Origin of the sequence: Plantactinospora sp. ZYX-F-223 (genome assembly GCF_039649625.1) — a bacterium.
Classification (GTDB): Bacteria; Actinomycetota; Actinomycetes; order Mycobacteriales; family Micromonosporaceae; genus Plantactinospora.
Window position 1 is genome coordinate 1 of sequence record NZ_JBDJAV010000018.1, and the last position, 17,939, is coordinate 17,939.

The 17,939-nt window shown below is 72.3% G+C and carries 14 protein-coding genes and 2 tRNA genes; 9 read left to right on the forward strand and 7 right to left on the reverse strand.

What is annotated here, in order from left to right; translation table 11 throughout:
- Positions 1-39 precede the first annotated feature (39 nt).
- The 4 genes from AAH979_RS19200 to AAH979_RS19215 form a co-directional block, all read right to left on the reverse strand.
- Positions 40-110: transfer RNA gene (locus AAH979_RS19200), tRNA-Cys, on the reverse strand.
- A gap of 32 nt (positions 111-142) precedes the next feature.
- Positions 143-215 (reverse strand) — tRNA-Gly (locus tag AAH979_RS19205).
- Between the two features lie 230 nt (positions 216-445).
- Complete coding sequence (locus AAH979_RS19210; RefSeq protein WP_346259498.1) at positions 446-1,465, reverse strand: TAXI family TRAP transporter solute-binding subunit; 1,020 nt, start codon at positions 1,463-1,465, stop codon at positions 446-448.
- The gene (locus AAH979_RS19215; protein WP_346259499.1) at positions 1,462-3,933 is read right to left on the reverse strand and encodes a TRAP transporter fused permease subunit; all 2,472 of its coding nucleotides are present in this window, start codon (positions 3,931-3,933) and stop codon (positions 1,462-1,464) included. Before AAH979_RS19215 ends, AAH979_RS19210 begins: the two co-directional genes overlap by 4 nt.
- A gap of 268 nt (positions 3,934-4,201) precedes the next feature.
- On the opposite strand from AAH979_RS19215, the gene AAH979_RS19220 reads away from it, so the two are divergent.
- From AAH979_RS19220 to AAH979_RS19230, 3 genes are all read left to right on the forward strand, one after another.
- Complete coding sequence (locus AAH979_RS19220) at positions 4,202-4,804, forward strand: TetR/AcrR family transcriptional regulator (protein WP_346259500.1); 603 nt, start codon at positions 4,202-4,204, stop codon at positions 4,802-4,804.
- Between the two features lie 278 nt (positions 4,805-5,082).
- A complete protein-coding gene (locus tag AAH979_RS19225) occupies positions 5,083-6,048 on the forward strand; it encodes a sugar ABC transporter permease (protein ID WP_346259501.1) in 966 nt (321 codons plus the stop codon).
- Entirely contained in the window at positions 6,045-6,941 is an 897-nt protein-coding gene (locus tag AAH979_RS19230) for a carbohydrate ABC transporter permease (protein WP_346259502.1), read from the forward strand. Before AAH979_RS19225 ends, AAH979_RS19230 begins: the two co-directional genes overlap by 4 nt.
- A gap of 43 nt (positions 6,942-6,984) precedes the next feature.
- Here AAH979_RS19230 and AAH979_RS19235 read toward each other — a convergent pair whose 3' ends face one another.
- The gene (locus AAH979_RS19235; protein ID WP_346259503.1) at positions 6,985-7,929 is read right to left on the reverse strand and encodes a PmoA family protein; all 945 of its coding nucleotides are present in this window, start codon (positions 7,927-7,929) and stop codon (positions 6,985-6,987) included.
- Between the two features lie 384 nt (positions 7,930-8,313).
- Between AAH979_RS19235 and AAH979_RS19240 the strand changes: the two genes are divergently transcribed.
- The 6 genes from AAH979_RS19240 (at position 8,314) to AAH979_RS19265 (ending at position 16,876) form a co-directional block, all read left to right on the forward strand.
- Positions 8,314-9,348, forward strand: coding sequence for a substrate-binding domain-containing protein (locus AAH979_RS19240; protein ID WP_346259504.1), 1,035 nt, complete (start codon positions 8,314-8,316; stop codon positions 9,346-9,348).
- A 96-nt stretch (positions 9,349-9,444) separates the two neighbouring features.
- Positions 9,445-9,843 (forward strand): L-rhamnose mutarotase, encoded by a 399-nt coding sequence (locus AAH979_RS19245; protein WP_346259505.1) that lies wholly within the window; start codon positions 9,445-9,447, stop codon positions 9,841-9,843.
- Position 9,844: 1 nt separating this feature from the next.
- Positions 9,845-11,008, forward strand: coding sequence for an L-rhamnose isomerase (rhaI, locus tag AAH979_RS19250; RefSeq protein ID WP_346259506.1), 1,164 nt, complete (start codon positions 9,845-9,847; stop codon positions 11,006-11,008).
- A gap of 2 nt (positions 11,009-11,010) precedes the next feature.
- On the forward strand, positions 11,011-13,074 hold the full coding sequence (locus tag AAH979_RS19255) for a bifunctional aldolase/short-chain dehydrogenase (RefSeq protein ID WP_346259507.1): 2,064 nt from the start codon (positions 11,011-11,013) through the stop codon (positions 13,072-13,074).
- Positions 13,071-14,552 carry a rhamnulokinase family protein gene (locus AAH979_RS19260; protein WP_346259508.1) on the forward strand — a complete coding sequence of 494 codons (1,482 nt, stop codon included), beginning with the start codon at positions 13,071-13,073 and terminating at the stop codon, positions 14,550-14,552. Before AAH979_RS19255 ends, AAH979_RS19260 begins: the two co-directional genes overlap by 4 nt.
- Before the next feature lie 137 nt (positions 14,553-14,689).
- Positions 14,690-16,876 (forward strand): acyltransferase family protein, encoded by a 2,187-nt coding sequence (locus AAH979_RS19265; RefSeq protein WP_346259509.1) that lies wholly within the window; start codon positions 14,690-14,692, stop codon positions 16,874-16,876.
- A gap of 20 nt (positions 16,877-16,896) precedes the next feature.
- Here the strand turns inward: AAH979_RS19265 and AAH979_RS19270 are convergent, their stop codons facing one another.
- Positions 16,897-17,331, reverse strand: a complete 435-nt coding sequence (locus AAH979_RS19270; protein ID WP_346259510.1) for a VOC family protein — start codon at positions 17,329-17,331, stop codon at positions 16,897-16,899.
- Positions 17,332-17,336: 5 nt separating this feature from the next.
- Positions 17,337-17,894 carry a DinB family protein gene (locus tag AAH979_RS19275; RefSeq protein ID WP_346259511.1) on the reverse strand — a complete coding sequence of 186 codons (558 nt, stop codon included), beginning with the start codon at positions 17,892-17,894 and terminating at the stop codon, positions 17,337-17,339.
- Positions 17,895-17,939 lie beyond the last annotated feature (45 nt).

Sequence of the window (17,939 nt, forward strand, 5' to 3'; positions counted from 1 at the left end):
GCGCGCTCCCACTGCGCCAATCGCCCTCGCTTGTAGCCGAGGTGGAGACGGGATTTGAACCCGTGTACACGGCTTTGCAGGCCGTTGCCTCGCCTCTCGGCCACTCCACCGAGGTAGCCCCCGACATGTGGCGGCATCTCCGAGCGGACGACGGGACTCGAACCCGCGACCCTCACCTTGGCAAGGTGATGCGCTACCAACTGCGCTACGTCCGCTTGTCATCCGGTGTTTCCTGGTGACGGATGAGAACTTTAGCCGAGGCCGCGAACAGATGCCAACTCGGGGGCCGGTCGGCGGGTCAACAGGTCCAGGACACCCACCCGCACCCCCGACGTCGGCGACTTCAGCCTGGTCGAAGCCTTGATCGTCCGCCCCGGCCCGGGCCATCGCCCCTAAGCATCCTAGGAACCTGGAATGAAGGGGCGGTGGCGCGGGCGTCGGACGGTTACTTCGCGGCGTTGAGGTCGTCGAGGGCCTGGGCGGCACCGCGGTGCAGGGGTACCGGGTCGGTCTTACGGGCGGTGTCCAGGCTGATCTCCTTGGCCGCCGCATTGGCCTGCTCCAGTTGCGGCTTCCGGTCGAAGAGCGCCTTGGTCAGTACGCAGACCAGGTTCGCGTCCAGGTCGTCCTTCACCAGCAGGAAGTTTGGTACCACGATGGTCTTGACGTCCGCCGGAGTGCCGTAGGTGGCGGCCGGGATCGCACCCTCCTCGTACACCGGGTTGATTTTCTTCATCTCGGCCAGCAGCGGGGTGATGTCCAGGAAGCTGACCTGGCCCTTGGCCGTGGTGAGCAGGTCGGTGATGCCCGGTGTCGGCAGGCCGCCCGACCAGAACAGCGCGTCGATCGAGCCGTCCTTCATCCCGTCGACGGTCTTGGCCAGGTCCAGCCGCTGCGCCTGGATGTCCTTGGCGGGGTCGAGCCCGGCCGCCTGGAGGAGCCGGTTCGCGATCACCTCGGTACCGGACTTCGGCGAACCGGTGGAGACCCGCTTGCCCCGCATGTCGGCCACCGAGTTGATCCCGGCACCGTTACGGACGATCACCTGGGTGAAGTTCGTGTGGATCCGGGCCAGCGCCTGCACCGGCTGCCGCTGCCCCTCGAAACTGCCGGTGCCCTGCACCGCGTCGGCGGCGGTGTCGGCCAGCGAGAACGCCATCGCGTACGTGCCGGCGACGAGCTGCTGGATGTTCTGCACCGAGGCGCCCGTCTCGGCCGCGGTGGCCTTGACCTTGCTGCCCGGCGCGTTGGAGACCTGCTCGGCGTACGCGTTGCCGAGCGCGAAGTAGACCCCGGTCGCGTTGCCGGTGGCGATTCCGATCCGGGTCTCCGTACCCACCTCACAGGTGACGTCGCCGCCCGCGTCGGTACTGGCGGTGTCCTGCCGACCACCACAGCCGGCCAGGCCGGTCAGCCCCAGGCCGGCGGCGGCGACCGCAACCACGATCCTCGTCGTACGCCTCATTTCGCATCCTCTCCCACGCTCGAACCGATTCCCCGGCCCCTCGGCCCGGTGTCGTCGTCCACCCGGGAACCGTCGTCCACCCGGGAATCCGGGGCGGCCGGCACCGGCGTGCTCTCCGGCCCCGACCGCTGCGCGTCCGCGCCGCCCGGTCCGGCCTCGACGTGCCGGTCACCGCCGCCCCGGGAGCCTGGCACCGCCGGGTCGACCTCCTCGGCCACCACCTCCTCGACCACCGACCGGGTCCCGGCCATACGGCGCCGGCGCGCCAGTGCGGCCAGCACGGCGACGACGACCAGCGTGCCGCCAATCGCGATCGACACCGGGTGCAGGTAGAGCAGCAGCAGGCCGGCGACGGCGCTGAGGGACCGTTCGACCGCCCCGACCGGCCCGACGCCGAGCAGCCAGCCACCGGTGGCCACGGCGAGCGCCGCCACGCCGAGACAGCCGACCAGCCCCGCCCAGAGCACCTCGACCGGTGAGCCCCGGCCGAGCAGGTACTCCCCCGGCCCGGTGAGCACGAAGGCGATCGGAGCGAGGAACGCCGGCAGGGCGTACTTGAGCGCCTGCCACATGGTGGGCACGGTCCGGCCGCCGGTGATCGCCGCCGCGCCCACCGCGGCCAGCGCGGTCGGCGGAGTGACCTCGGAGAGCACCGAGTAGTAGAAGACGAACATCGCCGCCGCCGGGGCCGGTACGCCGAGCGCGAGCAGCGCCGGACCGATGATCACCCAGCCGATGATGAACGAGGCGGTGACCGGTACGGCCAGCCCGAGCAGTGAGAGCGCCACCGCGGCGAAGACCACGGTCAGCGCCAGCACCACGGTCGGGTTGTCGGTCAGTGCCCCGGCGCCCCGGACCAGCAGCGAGGCGAACTGCGCGCCGAGCCCGGTCTTGGTGGTGGTGGCGGTGATGATGCCGGCCGCGCCGCAGACCGCGGCGACCGGGAGCACGCCGCGGACCCCGGCGGAGAGGGCGGTGAAGATCCGACGTGGGGTCAGCCAGCTCCGCCGGTCAAGGAAGCTGAGCAGCACCGCCAGCCCGGTGGCGTAGACGACCGCTCGCGTGGCGCTCACCCCGACGGCCAGCAGCACGACGATGACGATCAGCGAGGAGAAGTGGTAGCCGAACCGGCCCAGCAACCGCCACGCCGAGCCGGCGGCCACCTCGACCGGGCGTACCTTGAACCGGCGGGCGTCGATCTCGACGGCGAGCAGGATGCCGAGGTAGTAGAGCAGGGTCGGGATCACCGCCCAGCCGAGCACGGTCAGGTAGGAGACCTCCAGGTATTCGGCGACGATGAAGGCCGCCGCGCCCAGGGTCGGGGGCGAGAGGATCGCGCCGACCCCGGCCGCCGCCAGCATGCCGCCAGCGTGTTCGGCGGGGTAGCCGGCGCGGCGCAGGATCGGCCAGGTGACGGCGCCGACGCTGACCGCGGTGGCGGTGCCGGAGCCGGAGACGGTGCCGAGCAGGAATCCGGAGGCGACGGCGGTGCGGCCGGCGGCGCTGCGGGACCGCCGGAACGCGGCCACCGACAGGTCGACGAAGAACCGTCCGGCGCCGGAGAGGTCGAGTACCGCACCGTAGATCGTGAACAGCACGATGTAGGTGGCGGCGACGTCCAGCGGGGTGCCGTAGAAGCCGCTGCCGGAGTTGTAGAGCGCGTCGACGATCTGTCCGAAGTCGAGCCCGGCGTGCGCGATCGCCCAGCTCTGCGGCAGCAGCCCGCCGTAGTAGCCGTAGCCGAGGAAGAGCAGGCAGACCACCGGCAGGATCCAGCCGGTGGTGCGCCGGCAGGCCTCGATCAGGAGCACCAGGAGCAGCGCGCCCATCAACACGTCGACCGGGGCGAGCAGCCCCTGCCGGTCGAGGAAGGCGTCGTAGCCACCGCCGGCGTCGCCGATCGCGACCGGCAGCACCGGATAGAGGCAGACGACCAGGGCCAGCCCGGCCAGCAGCCAGTCCGGCACCGTCGGCAGGTCCCGGCGCGACGCGGCCGGAGCATCCGGATCGGGTACGCGGCGCGGGGCGACCGCCGGCAGCCGGCTCGCCAGCCGGTCCGGCAGCCGCAGCCCCGACCGGTACGCGAGGAAGACCAGTGGCAGTACGCCGGTCAGGAAGACGATCAGATAGAACTGGCTGCCCTGGGACAGTGGCCGGAACACCTGCCAGAGGACCAGCAGCGCGACGACGAAGGCGACCACCGCCACCCCGACCTCGACCGGGCCGCTGAGTTGCCGGGCCGGCCGCTCCTCGTCGTCATAGGTCACGGCGGCGGTGGCGACGTCCGGGGTGGCCAGCGCGGGCAGCTCGTCCCGCCCGATCCGGCCGGGCGTTTCCGCCGACCGCCCCGGATGACGGGCGGGGGTTTCCGCCGGCCGGTCCGGATGACGGGCGGGGGTTTCCGCCGGCCGGTCCGGCCCGGGTTCGGGGCCTGTCGCCGGAGGGATTTCGGCCACACCGTCTGGCATGAGCGGACACTACTACGGGGTACCGATGGTTGCCGATCTTCTCCGTCCGGTGGTTGGCCCGCCGGGCCGGGCGGTTGACTGGCTGCGCCGGCCGGCCCACCCGGCAGCCCTCCGCCGCTGCACCCCTGCTGGGCGGGGGTCAGGCGGCTCGGCTACCGGTGCCGGGGCGTGCGGCTTCTGAGGCGCTAGTGGACAGTCTGACCCGCTAGTAACTTATCCGACGTGTTGATAGCTTATTGTGCCGGCCGGAATGGGCTAACGTAGCCGCGTGACGAGACGTGCGGCAGAGGTGCGCCTGGATGCGCTACTACGCACCGCCTGCGACGTGATCGCGACGCGGGGCCTGGCCAACACGCGTACCGCCGACGTGGCCCAGGCCGCCGGGGTGAGTCAGGCGCTGGTCTTCTACCACTTCGCCACGAAGGAGCGACTGGTCGCCCAGGCGTTCGCGTACGCCGCGGAGCAGGATCTGGCCCGGCTGGAGGCAGTGCTCCGGTCTCCCGCCACCCCACTGGTCAAGTTGAAGAAACTGCTCCGCCTCTACACCCTGCCGGGCCGGTCCCGGTCGTGGGCGATGTGGATCGACGGGTGGTCGGAGTCGCTGCGCACGCCGGAACTGGAGAAGGTGTCGCGGCGGCTGGACCTGCGCCGGCGGGAGGGGCTCGGCGAGGTGATCTCGGCCGGGGTCGCGGCCGGGGTGTTCAGCTGCGACGACCCGGCCGGGGCCGCCTGGCGGATCAACGGCCTGATCGACGGGCTCGCCGTGCAGATGGCGGTGCACGACCGGGTCGTCCCACGCCGTCAGCTCACCGAGTGGGTGCGGCTCTCGGTCGCCCGCGAACTCGGGCTGCTCCCCGAGCAACTGGACTGACCGGAGACCCGCCGCAACTGGACTGACCCGAGACCCGCGCCGGGACGGGCTGGCGTCCCGAGCCCCGATCGTCCTCCTGAATCGATTCATCCACAGCCGGACATTCCTCCAACCAGCCCGGACTCCACTCCGGTCGGGAGAGCCTCCGTTGACAGGCCCCGCCCGCCGGCGGTACCTTCGTGCGGTTTGTTGAATGGTTTCATCACCGCCTCACCACCGGGGCGCGTGCACACACCCGGCGAGGGTGTGGCCGCCAGGAGCCGATGGGAAAGTCGACCATGACAACTGGGACCCTGCGCAGGCCGCCGCCCCGGCCCGCCACACCGGGCGGCGCCGCCGCCGGAGCCCGGCCCCGATACCGACGCAATCGGCCCGGGATCGCGTACCTCTTCCTCTCCCCCTGGGTCGTCGGGGCGCTGCTGCTGACCGTCGGCCCGATGCTCGCCTCGCTCTACCTGTCGTTCACCGACTACGACCTCTTCACCTCTCCGGAGTGGGTCGGCCTGGAGAACTACCAGCGGCTCTTCGCCGACGACGCGCGGTTCCTCGCCTCGGCCAAGGTCACCGCGATGTACGTGCTGATCTCCGTACCGCTGAAGCTGGCCGCCGCCCTCGCGGTGGCCCTGCTGCTCAACCGCAAGCGGCGCGGGCAGGGCTTCTACCGGTCGGCCTTCTACGCGCCCTCGCTGCTCGGCACCGGCGTGGCGATCGCGCTGGTCTGGCGGGCGATGTTCACCGACGCCGGGGTGGTCGACTCGGTCACCGGCAGCGTCGGCTGGGACACCGGCGGCTGGATCAACGAGCCGGACTACGCGCTCTACGTGCTGATCATCCTCGCCGTCTGGCAGTTCGGCGCGCCGATGGTGATCTTCCTGGCCGGTCTGAAGCAGATCCCGACCGAGTTGTACGACGCCGCCGCGGTCGACGGCTCGGGCGCCTGGCGCACCTTCCGGTCGGTGACGCTGCCGATGCTCTCCCCGATCATCCTGTTCAACCTGGTGCTGGAGACGATCCACGCGTTCCAGGCGTTCACCCCGGCGTTCATCGTCAGCGGTGGCCGGGGCGGGCCGAGCAACTCGACCCTGTTCTACACGCTCTACCTCTACGAACGCGGGTTCTCGCAGTTCCGGATGGGCTACGCCTCGGCGATGGCCTGGCTGCTGCTGCTGGTCATCGCGATCATCACGGCACTGTTCTTCGGCACCTCGCGCCGCTGGGTGTTCTACTCGGGGGAGGACCGGTGAGCACGCTCTCCGACGGCCTGTCGACCCGCACTCCGGCGGCTCGGCGGCCGGGCGCGACCGGTGCCCGGCTGCGTACGGTCGGCTGGCACACGCTGATCATCGCCGTACTGGCCCTGCTGCTGTATCCGGTGGTGTGGCTGCTGGCCACCTCGATCAAGCCAACTGACGAGATCCTGTCCAGCCTGAGCCTGCTGCCGACCCGGCTGGCGCCGCAGAACTACTCCGCCGCGCTGGACGGGATCGCGGGCATCGGCGTCTGGCAGTTCTTCACCAACTCGCTGATCGTGGCGGTCGGCGCGGTGATCGGCAACCTGATCTCCTGCGCGCTGGCCGCGTACGCCTTCGCCCGGCTGCGGTTCAGGCTGCGCGGGCCACTGTTCGCGTTCACCCTGCTGACCATCATGCTGCCGTACCACGTGGTGCTGATCCCGCAGTACACGATCTTCCAGAAGCTGGATCTGGTCGGCACCTTCGTACCGCTGATCCTGCCCAAGCTGCTCGCCACGGACGCGTTCTTCGTCTTCCTGATGGTGCAGTTCATCCGGGGCCTGCCCCGGGAGTTGGACGACGCTGCCGAGATCGACGGCTGCGGCCCGGTGCTCACCTTCCGGTACGTGATCCTGCCGCTGCTCAAGCCGGCCCTGGTCACCACCGCGATCTTCACCTTCATCTGGACCTGGAACGACTTCTTCAGCCAGCTCGTCTACCTCAACGACCCGGAGTCGTACACCCTGCCGCTGGCGCTGCGGCTCTTCATCGACCAGACCAGCGAGTCGGCGTACGGCCCGATGTTCGCGATGTCGGTGCTGAGCATCGTTCCGGTGATGCTCTTCTTCCTGGCCTTCCAGCGTTATCTGGTGGAGGGTATCGCCACCTCCGGCCTGAAGGGCTGAGGGTCGGTTCGGGTTCGGGTTCGGGTTCGGAGCGCGGGGCCGGTCAGGAGGTCAGGACCGGCCCCAACGCCTCGACCTCGTCGCGGGTCAGCTCGCCGTCCGAGACCACGATCCGGTGCCGGCGCCGCACCGAGGTGCCGGCCGGGACCGGCAGGGTCCGGTCGAAGGCGAGCGCAACGCAGACCCCGGGATAGATCCCGGTCCGCACGAACCAGTGGTCGCCGTCGGCCAGGCCGGCGAAGACCAGCGTGTACGGCCGGCCGCCGCCCGCCGCGCCGACCATCGCGAGCCAGGGCTCGGTGCTGCCGTTGACCCGCTCCTCCCCCTCGGCGCTCGCGGTGAAGGCCCGGTTGGGCCCCGGGGCGACCCGCCAGAAGAAGCCGCCGTATCCGGCGCCCTCCGGCCGGCCGTTGGTGGCCGGGCTGCCGAGCAGGATGTCCCGGTCGACCGGTGCGGTCAGGACGTACCCGAAGTCGAGCAGCCAGGCGTCGGCCCGGCCGGCCACCCCGGCGGCCTCGACCCGCCGCTCCTCGGTCAGCAGGGTCGCGCCGGCCGGGTCGAGCCAGCGCAGCCGCTCGGCGAACCCGCCGTCACCGGGACCGTCGCCCGAGCCGCCCTCGGCCACCGCGTCGCGGTCGCCGGCGTCCGCGTCCGGCACGAATCCGTCCGGCACAGATCCGTCCGGCAGCCAGCCGTCGTGCACGATCCGGCCGTGGTCGTCGAGCCAGGTGTAGCCGGCATCCCGGACGTAGGTCCGGCCTCCCCAGAGGTTGGTGCCCGAGACGTCCTGCATGGCGACCGAGACTCCAAGGTGCCAGCGGTGGTCCTCGGGCAGCGTGTCGGTCACCACGACCCCGGCGAGGGTACGCACCGGATGCAGGTACGGCCGGCGCCCCCAGCGCGGGTCGACGTGCGGGTCGTCGAGGACGTACTCCGCGACGGTCTCGCCACGCACCCGCAGCCGTACCCCGGTCAGGTCCTCGCCCATGCTCGCCGCCCTCTGTGCGTCGGTTCCACGGTGCCCCGGTCGGCGGCACCGACAGGAAAGCGCTTCCCCTGACCCGACAGGGTACCGACGGCGCCGCCGGTCGGAAACCACGCACCGCGCGCCGTCCGGACCCGCGGTCCCGAACGGCATCGTCGCCGGCCCTGGGGGCCGTGACCATCGGGGCATCGGGGTACCGGGGCACCGGGGCACCGGGGCACCGGACCGGCGAGGTGCACCCGGTGCGGTGCACCGGGGAGTTAGTGTCGGTCGCACGCGGTGGAGGCCGCCGTGCGGGGACTGCGGTCAGCCGCACCGTCGCGCGGAACCGCCGGATAACCTTGACACGTTTCAGCCCGACGGTCGGGGCTGCGGAAGGAGACGGTGGTGCCGGGACCAGCGGTGAGCATCCGCGACGTGGCCAGCCAGGCGGGAGTGTCGGTGGGCACCGTCTCCAACGTGCTCAACCGGCCCGACATCGTCGCAGCGTCGACCCGGAACCGGGTACTCGCCGCGATCAACGAGCTAGGTTTCGTGCCCAACGACGCCGCCCGGCAGTTGCGCCGGGGCCGGGGGCGCACCCTCGGCCTGGTCGTGCTGGACGTGGCGAACCCGTTTTTCACGGATGTCGCCAAGGGGGTCGAGGACGCCACCGGTGCGGCCGGGATGGCGGTGATCTTCTGTAACAGCGACGGCGACTCGGCCAAGGAGAGCAGATATCTGGACCTGCTGGAGGAGCAGCGGGTCCAGGGGGTGCTGATCACCCCGGTCGACGACGCCAACGAGCGGCTGGTCCGGCTCCGCGAGCGGGGCGTACTCGTGGTCCTGCTGGACCGGCGCTCCACCCGGCCGGACGTCTGCTCGGTCGCGGTCGACGACCGGCTCGGCGGCGAACTGGCGATGCGGCACCTGGTGGAGGCCGGACACCGGCGGATCGCCTTCGTCGGCGGGCCGTGGCGGCTGGAACAGGTGCGGGACCGCTACCACGGCGCCGTGCACGCGCTGCGCGAGGCCGGGCTCGCCGAGGAGACGCTGCGCCGGTTCGAGACGCCGAGCCCGACCGTGGCGGCCGGCCGGGACGCCGCCTCCCGGATCCTCGGGCTGCCCCGGTCCGCCCGGGCCACCGCGGTCTTCTGCGCCAACGACCTGCTGGCGCTCGGCGTACTCCAGGAGCTGACCCGGCAGCAGGTCCGGGTACCGGAGGACATCGCGCTGGTCGGCTACGACGACATCGACTTCGCCGCCGCGGCGGCGGTGCCGCTCTCCTCGGTACGCCAGCCACGGCAGCGGCTCGGCCAGACGGCGGCACAGTTGATGCTGGACGAGGCGAACGACCCGGAGAACCACCAGCACAAACAGGTGATCTTCGATCCGGAGCTGGTGGTCCGGGAGTCCAGCCAGTACGCCCGCGCCCCGGGCTGAGCTCCGGACCCGGCCCGGTTTCTTGACAGTTCAGTGACGGCGCTCGTATGTTGAGTGCGGCTTGTTGAAACGGTTCATTTGTTGGGAGGCCCGCCGATGCGGCGAGTGTGCTTCGTCCTGCGGGTCCGGCCCGACCGGCTGGCCGAATACCGGGAACGACACGCGGCGGTCTGGCCCGAGATGCTCCGGGCGCTGCACGCGGCCGGCTGGCACGACTACTCCCTCTTCCTGCACGACGACGGGCTGCTGGTCGGGCACTTCCGCACCGAGGACCTGGCCGCGTCGCTCGCCGCGATGGAGGCCACCGACGTCAACGCCCGGTGGCAGGCCGAGATGGCCCCCTTCTTCGTCGGCCTGGACGGTCGCCGCCCCGACGAGGGGTTCGTCGTCCTCGACGAGATCTTCAATCTGGACTCGCAACTCGCCGCGCTGGACAACACCGCGCTGGACAACACCGCGCTGGACAACACCACGCTCGACACCACGGAGGCCTGACATGACCGAGACCGACGTCCGGGCGGCGCTGCGCGCGCAACGGATCGAGGTGCCCTCCTGGGCGTACGGCAACTCGGGCACCCGGTTCAAGGTGTTCAGCCAGCCCGGGGTGCCGCGCAATCCCGAGGAGAAGATCGCCGACGCCGCACAGGTGCACGCGTTCACCGGAGTCGCCCCGGTGGTCTCGCTGCACATCCCCTGGGACCGGGTCGACGACTTCGGCAAGCTCGCGTCCTACGCGGCCGAGCGGGGGGTGCGGATCGGCACCATCAACGCCAACGTCTTCCAGGACGACGACTACCGGCTGGGCAGCGTCACCAACCCCGACCCACGGATCCGGCGCAAGGCCCTGGGCCACCTGCTGGAGTGCGTCGACATCATGGACGCCACCGGATCACGCGACCTGAAGCTGTGGTTCTCCGACGGCACCAACTATCCCGGCCAGGACGACATCCGGGCCCGGCAGGACCGGCTGGCCGAGGCGCTGCACGCCACCTACGGACGGCTCGGGCCGGAACAGCGGATGCTGCTGGAGTACAAGCTCTTCGAGCCGGCGTTCTATCTGACCGACGTACCGGACTGGGGCACCGCGTACGCGCACTGCCTCAAGCTGGGTGACCGGGCCCAGGTGGTGATCGACACCGGCCACCACGCCCCCGGCACCAACATCGAGTTCATCGTCGCCTTCCTGCTCCGGGAGGGGAAGCTCGGCGCCTTCGACTTCAACTCCCGGTTCTACGCCGACGACGACCTGATGGTCGGGGCGGCCGACCCGTTCCAGCTCTTCCGGATCATGCACGAGATCGTCCGGGCCGACGCGCTGCGGGCCGAGTCCGGGGTCAACTTCATGCTCGACCAGTGCCACAACATCGAACCGAAGATCCCGGCCCAGATCCGCTCGGTGATGAACGTCCAGGAGGCGACCGCCAAGGCGCTGCTGATCGACGCCGACGCGCTGGCCGCCGCACAGGCCGCCGGGGACGTGCTCGGCGCCAACGGGGTGCTGATGGACGCGTACAACACCGACGTACGGCCGATGCTGGCGGAGGTCCGTCAGGAGATGGGCCTCGACCCGGATCCGATGGCCGCGTACGCCCGCTCCGGCTACGCCGAGCGGATCGCCGCCGAGCGGGTCGGCGGGCAGCAGGCCGGCTGGGGGGCATGATCGTGAGCACCGGACCGACGAATCCGGAGGTCGCCGCGCTGCTGGCCCGGGGCCACCGGCTCGGCGCCGACCGGCGCAACACCAACTACGGCGGCGGCAACACCTCGGCCAAGGCGACCGGCGCCGACCCGGTCACCGGAGGGCCCGCCGAACTGCTCTGGGTCAAGGGTTCCGGCGGGGACATCGGCACGCTGACCGAGGCGGGACTGGCGGTGCTCCGGCTGGACCGGCTGCGCTCCCTGGTCGACGTCTATCCCGGGGTGGACCGCGAGGACGAGATGGTCGCCGCCTTCGACTACTGCCTGCACGGCCGGGGCGGGGCGGCACCGTCGATCGACACCGCGATGCACGGCCTGGTCGACGCCGCGCACGTCGACCACCTGCACCCGGACGCCGGGATCGCGCTGGCCACCGCCGCCGACGGCCCGGAGCTGACCCGCCGCTGCTTCGGCGACCGGGTGCTCTGGGTACCGTGGCGCCGGCCCGGCTTCCAGCTCGGCCTGGACATCGCCGCGATCGCCCGGGACAACCCGCAGGCGATCGGCGTGATCCTCGGCGGCCACGGGATCACCGCCTGGGGCGCCAGCAGCGCCGAGTGCGAGGCCCGCTCGCTGGAGATCATCGAGACCGCCACCCGGTTCCTGGCCGAGCACGGCCGGCCGGAGCCGTTCGGCGCGGTGCTTGCGGGGTACGCGGCGCTGCCGGCGGAACAGCGGCGGGAGCGGGCCGCCGCGCTGGCCCCGACGCTGCGCGGGCTGGCCAGCACCGACAGCCGGCAGCAGGGGCAGTTCCAGGTCGGACACTTCACCGACGACGAGGCGGTGCTGGACTTCCTGTCCCGCGCCGAGCACCCACGGCTGGCCGCGCTCGGCACCTCCTGCCCGGACCACTTCCTGCGGACCAAGGTCCGGCCGCTGGTGCTCGACCTGCCGCCGGACGCGCCGCTACCCGAAATGGTGACCCGGCTGCGCGAGCTGCACGAGGAGTACCGCAAGGACTACCGCGCCTACTACGAGCGCTACGCCGAGCCGGACTCGCCGCCGATCCGGGGTGCCGACCCGGCGATCGTGCTGGTGCCCGGGGTCGGGATGTTCAGCTTCGGCCGGGACAAGCAGACCGCCCGGGTGGCCGCCGAGTACTACCTCAACGCGATAAACGTGATGCGCGGGGCGGAGGCGGTCTCGACGTACGCCCCGATCGACGAGGCGGAGAAGTTCCGGATCGAGTACTGGCAGCTCGAAGAGGCGAAGCTGCGCCGGATGCCGAAGCCGAAGGCACTGGCGGGCCGGGTCGCGCTGGTCACCGGGGGCGGTTCCGGGATCGGCGCGGCGATCGCCCGTCGGCTGGCCGCCGAGGGTGCCTGCGTGGTGGTGGCCGACCGCAACGTCGAGGGCGCGGCGTCGGTGGCCGGGGAGATCGGCGGCGCGGACCGGGCGGTCGCGGTGGCGGTGGACGTCACCGAGGCGGCCGGGATCGAGGGCGCCTTCGCCGAGGCGGCGCTCGCCTTCGGCGGGGTCGACCTGGTGGTCAACAACGCCGGGCTCTCCATCTCGAAGTCGCTGCTGGACACGACCGAGGCGGACTGGGACATCCAGCACGGCGTGATGGCCAAGGGCTCCTTCCTGGTCTCCCGGGCCGCCGCCCGGCTGATGCTCGACCAGGGCCTCGGCGGGGACATCGTCTACATCTCCAGCAAGAACTCGGTCTTCGCCGGGCCGAACAACATCGCGTACAGCGCGGCAAAGGCCGACCAGGCGCATCAGGTACGCCTGCTCGCCGCCGAACTCGGCGAGCACGGCATCCGGGTCAACGGGGTCAACCCGGACGGCGTGGTACGCGGCTCCGGGATCTTCGCCAGCGGCTGGGGCGCCCAGCGCGCCGCCGTGTACGGGGTGCCGGAGGAGGAACTGGGCGCCTACTACGCCCGGCGTACCCTGCTGAAGCGGGAGGTGCTGCCGGAGCACGTCGCGGGCGCGGTCTTCGCGCTGACCGGCGGCGAGCTGTCGCACACCACCGGACTGCACGTACCCGTCGACTCCGGCGTGGCCGCGGCGTTCCTTCGATGACCGGTTCGACCGCCGTCGCGGCCGTCGACCTCGGCGCGGCCAGCGGCCGGGTGATGCTCGCCGAGGTCGCCCCGGACGGGGTGACGCTGACCGAGGTGCACCGGTTCGACAACGGGCCGGTCCGGCTGCTCGACACCCTGCACTGGGACGTCCCCCGGCTCTACGCCGAGACGCTGACCGGGCTGCGGGCCGCGCTGCACCGCCGGCCCGACCTGGCCAGCGTCGGCATCGACTCGTGGGCGGTGGACTACGGGCTGCTGGACGCCACCGGCGCGCTGGTCGGCAACCCGGTGCACTACCGGGACCGGCGTACCGACGGGGTGCAGGAGTCGGTGGTGGCGGCGCTCGGCGCCGACTATCTGTACCGGACGACCGGGCTGCAACTGCTGCCGTTCAACACGCTGTTCCAGCTCACCGCCGAACTCGGCACCCCGGCCCTGGACCGGGCGCAGACGTTGCTGCTCATCCCGGATCTGCTCGGTTACTGGCTGACCGGGGTCGCCGGGACCGAGGTGACCAACGCCTCCACCACGCAACTGCTGGACGTGCGTACCCGGGAATGGTCCGCCGACCTGATCGCCCGGGCCGGGCTGCCGGCCCGGCTGTTCGGGCCGCTGCGCCGGCCCGGCGACCCGGTCGGCGAGCTGCGGCCGGAGGTCCGGGAGGCGGTCGGGACCGACCGGCCGGTACCGGTGACCGCGGTCGGTTCGCACGACACCGCGTCGGCGGTCGCGGCGGTACCCGCCGAGCACGACCGGTTCGGCTACATCTCCTGCGGCACCTGGTCGCTGGTCGGCGTCGAGCTGCCCGCGCCGGTGCTGACCGAGGCGAGCCGGGCGGCCAACTTCACCAACGAGGCCGGGGTGGACGGCACGGTCCGCTACCTGCGCAACGTGATGGGGCTCTGGCTGCTCCAGGAGTCGCTGCGGGTGTGGCGGTCGCAGGGGCTGGCCGACGACCTGACCACGCTGCTCGCCGCCGCCGCCCGGGCGCCCTCGCTGGCCGCCGTGGTCGACCCGGACGACCCGGTCTTCCTGCCTCCGGGCGACATGCCGGCCCGGATCGCGAAGGCGTGCGTCCGGCGCGGCGAGCCGGTACCCGAGGGACCGGCGGCGCTGACCCGGTGCATCCTGGACAGTCTGGCCCTGGCCCACCGGGTCGCGGTACGCCAGGCGCAGCGGCTGTCCGGTCGGGACGTGGACGTGCTGCACGTGGTCGGCGGCGGGGCCCGCAACGAGTTGCTCTGCCAGCTCACCGCCGACGCGTGTGGTCTGCCGGTGGTGGCCGGGCCGGTGGAGGCGACGGCGCTGGGCAACGCGCTGGTGCAGGCCAGGGCGCTCGGCGTACTGGACGGCGGGCTGACGGAGCTGCGGGCGCTGCTGCGGCGTACCGGATCGACCCGGACCTACCGGCCGCGGGCCGGCGGCGAGGCCGCCTGGCGGGCGGCGGCGGAGCGGGCCGGCCTGGCCGACGGATAGCCGCAGACCGTCCAACCCGGCGTCACCGGCTCCGGGCCGAGGTGAACGCCGCTCGAAAACGTCAAAAGGCGTCTATCAGGATGTTTATCTGTTAAGAAGGGACTAACTGGACAGAAACCTGGGCCGGAGGTTCAACAATGGTGCGGTCGCGACCACGGTCCCGAACGGACGCCGCCGGCCCGACCCGGGCTGACCTCACCGGCCTGCGCGCCCTGGCCGTCGGGTCGCTGCTGCTGGGCGCCGCCGGAATCGGCATCGTCCCCGGCGGCTTCGTCGGCGTTGACGTCTTCCTGGTGGTCTTCGGCTTCCTGGTCACCGGCGCCCTGCTCGGTGCGTGGCAGCGCACCGGACGGATCGACCTGGCCGGATTCTTCGCCCGGCGGGTCCGGCGGACACTGCCGGCCGGCACGCTGGTGCTCGCCGCGTCACTGCCACTGGCGCTGGCCTGCCTGCCCCGGAGCCGCTGGTCGGCGGCCGGCTGGGACGTGCTGGCCGGCGCCGGTCAGGTGCTGAACTGGCGGCTCGCCGCACAGGACGCCCAGGCGGTCGTCCCGGACGCCGACGCCAGCCTGCTGGCCCAGCTCTGGGCGGTCGGGGTCGCCGCGCAGTTCGTCCTGGTCTGGCCGCTGCTGGCGGCCGGTGTCGCGGCCTGGACGGTACGCCGCCGGGGGCAGCCGGGCAGCGGCCCGGTGCGGCTCGCCGGCCCGCTGCTGCTCACCGCCGGGCTGCTCGCGCTCGGCTCGTTCGCCTGGTCGGTCTGGCACACCGCCGCCGAACCGGGGCGCGCCTTCCTCGTCACCACCACCCGGTTCTGGGAGCCGGCCCTCGGCGCCGTGCTGGCCCTGCTCGGGGCGCGACTGGCCGGACTGCCCCGGCGCCTCGGCACCCTGCTCGGCTGGGCCGGACTGGCCGCCGTCGCGGTCGCGGTACTCACCCTGCGGCCCGGCCCGGAGTTTCCCGGACCGCTGGCCCTGCTGCCCGCGCTGGGCGCGGCCGCGATCATCGCCGGCGGCACGATCGGCATGCCGGCCGGTGCCACGGGTACGGCGGCAGTGCCGGCGAGGCCGGGTGCGGTGTACCGGGTGCTGGGCGCGAGGCCGCTGCGGGCGGCGGGAGCCGTCAGCTATCCGCTCTACCTCTGGCACTGGCCGCTGCTGGTCGCCGCGCACGCCCGGTTCGGCGACCTACCGCTGGCAGCCGATCTCGGCGTGCTCGGCGGGGCCGTACTGCTCGCCGTCCTCACCCACCGGTACGTCGAGATCCCGGCCCGGACCGGTGCGTTGGACGGCTGGTCACCAGGGCAGGTACTCCGGGTCGGCGCGCTGCTCCCCACCGCCGGAATCCTCGCCGGGCTGCTCTTCCAGCTCACCGTCTGGCCGCCCGAGCGGCCGGTCCCGCCACCCGCCGCCGCACCGGTGTCAGCGCTGCCCAGCCCGGCGCCATCGGCGGCACCGGGCGCCACCGCGCTGGGCCGGTCGCCCCAGAAGAGCCGGGCCGGCGTCCCGGTCGACCGGGTCCGGTCGATCACCCCGGACCCGGCCGACGCCGCGGCCGACCAGCCCGACGTCTACCGGCACAACTGCTTCCCCCCGGTCACCAGCGGCACCGCCCAGGCGTGCGCGTACGGCGACCGGGACGCCCCGTTCACCGTCGCGCTGGCCGGCGACAGCCACGCCGCGAGCTGGGTGCCGGCGCTCCAGGCGGTCGCGCTGGCGAAACGCTGGCGGCTGGTGACGTACCTCAAGCCGAACTGCCCGTTCCTCCGACTCGAGATGCTGACCGGAGACCAGCCGCAGCGGGACGCCTGCGCCGGGTGGTACCGCAACGTCCGCGCCGCGCTCACCGGCCCGGAGCGGCCCGAACTGCTGCTGACCACCAGTTCCCGCTACCGGCCGATGGCCGGCGGTCGGGGACTGAACGGCGAGCGGGCAGAGAACGCGCTGGTGGACGGCATGCGGCGCACCTGGTCGGACCTGGTTTCGGCCGGGGTGCCCACGGTGGTGCTCCGGGGCACCCCGATCCTCGCGGCCGACAGCCCGAAATGCGTGTCGGCGAACCCGCGCCGGCTGACCCGGTGCGCAGCCGACCGGCAGGACGCCCTGGCGACCGGCGCCGGAGCCGCGCAGCTCGCGGCGCTGGAGGACCTCCCCCGGGTCGGCCTGATCGACCTCACCGGGGCGATCTGCCCCAGACAGCGCTGCGCCCCGGTCATCGGCGGAGTGCTGGTCTACCGGGACAACCAGCACCTCACCGCCACCTACGCCGGTACGCTCGCACCACGGCTGCGCAGCGCGCTCGAACGGATTCTCGCGGCCGCCCCCTGAGCCGGCCACCGGCAGCCCGGCTAGCGGGAGACGCAGAACTCGTTGCCCTCCGGGTCGGCGAGGGTGACCCAGGTGTACGGGCCCTGGCGTCCGTTGTGCAGGAACTTCGCGCCGCGCGCCACCAGCGCCTCGACCACCGGCGTGAGGTCCTCGGCACCGGTACGGACGTCGAGGTGCATCCGGTTCTTGACCGTCTTGGCCTCCGGAACGAGTTGGAACAGCACCCGTGGCGCCCGCTGCGTCCCCTCGGGGTGCCGGATCGCCGCCCCCTCCTTCCAGACCAGCACCCCGTGGTAGGTCCGGGTGTCGTCCTCGGTGGCGTGCCCCTCGGCGACCATGCGGCGGATGAACGCCTCGTCGGAGGGCTCCACCTGCCAGCCGAGCGTCTCCGCCCACCAGTCGGCGAGCACGTGCGGGTCGGCACAGTCCTGTGTCACCTGGAACTCGTACGCCATTCGGGTCACCTCCGGGCCCGGTAGAGGTCACGGAGCAGACTGATCTCGGCGCCGTGGTGGATGGTCTCGCGGTTGATGTGCAGCACCAGTGCGGCCATCGGGAACTCGGCGTACGGGCCCTCGGCCGGGCCGCACGGCCGGGCCAGCCCGTCCGGGCCGAGCCCGCGTACGCCGTCCCGCCAGGTGGCGTACGCCGTGTCGAGTTGGTGCAGTGCCTCGGCGGCGGTGCCGGCGTAGTCGAAACTGTCGTAGTCGACCGGCGGCCCGCCGAAGTGCGCCGCGCTGCGCTGCCCGAACACTCCGACGATGAGGTGCCCCAGCCGCCAGGCGATCGTGGTGACCGGCGGCGGCGTCGGCTCGGGCAGCGCGTACTCGATGACGTACCTGCCGGCGCCGTGCGCCACCGCCGCGTCCACCCCGTCGCGCGGGCGGACGCCCCAGCCGCCGGCGACCGGCTCCCAGTGGTACTCCTCGTCGGTGAGCCCGTCGAGCCGGGGCCGCAGGTGGTGCTGCCAGTGCCAGTCCACCTGGTCGACCAGTTGTCCGGTCCAGTCGATGTCCATGTTTCGCAGGCTAGTCCCAATTGAGGACAGGATCGTTCCTGGTTT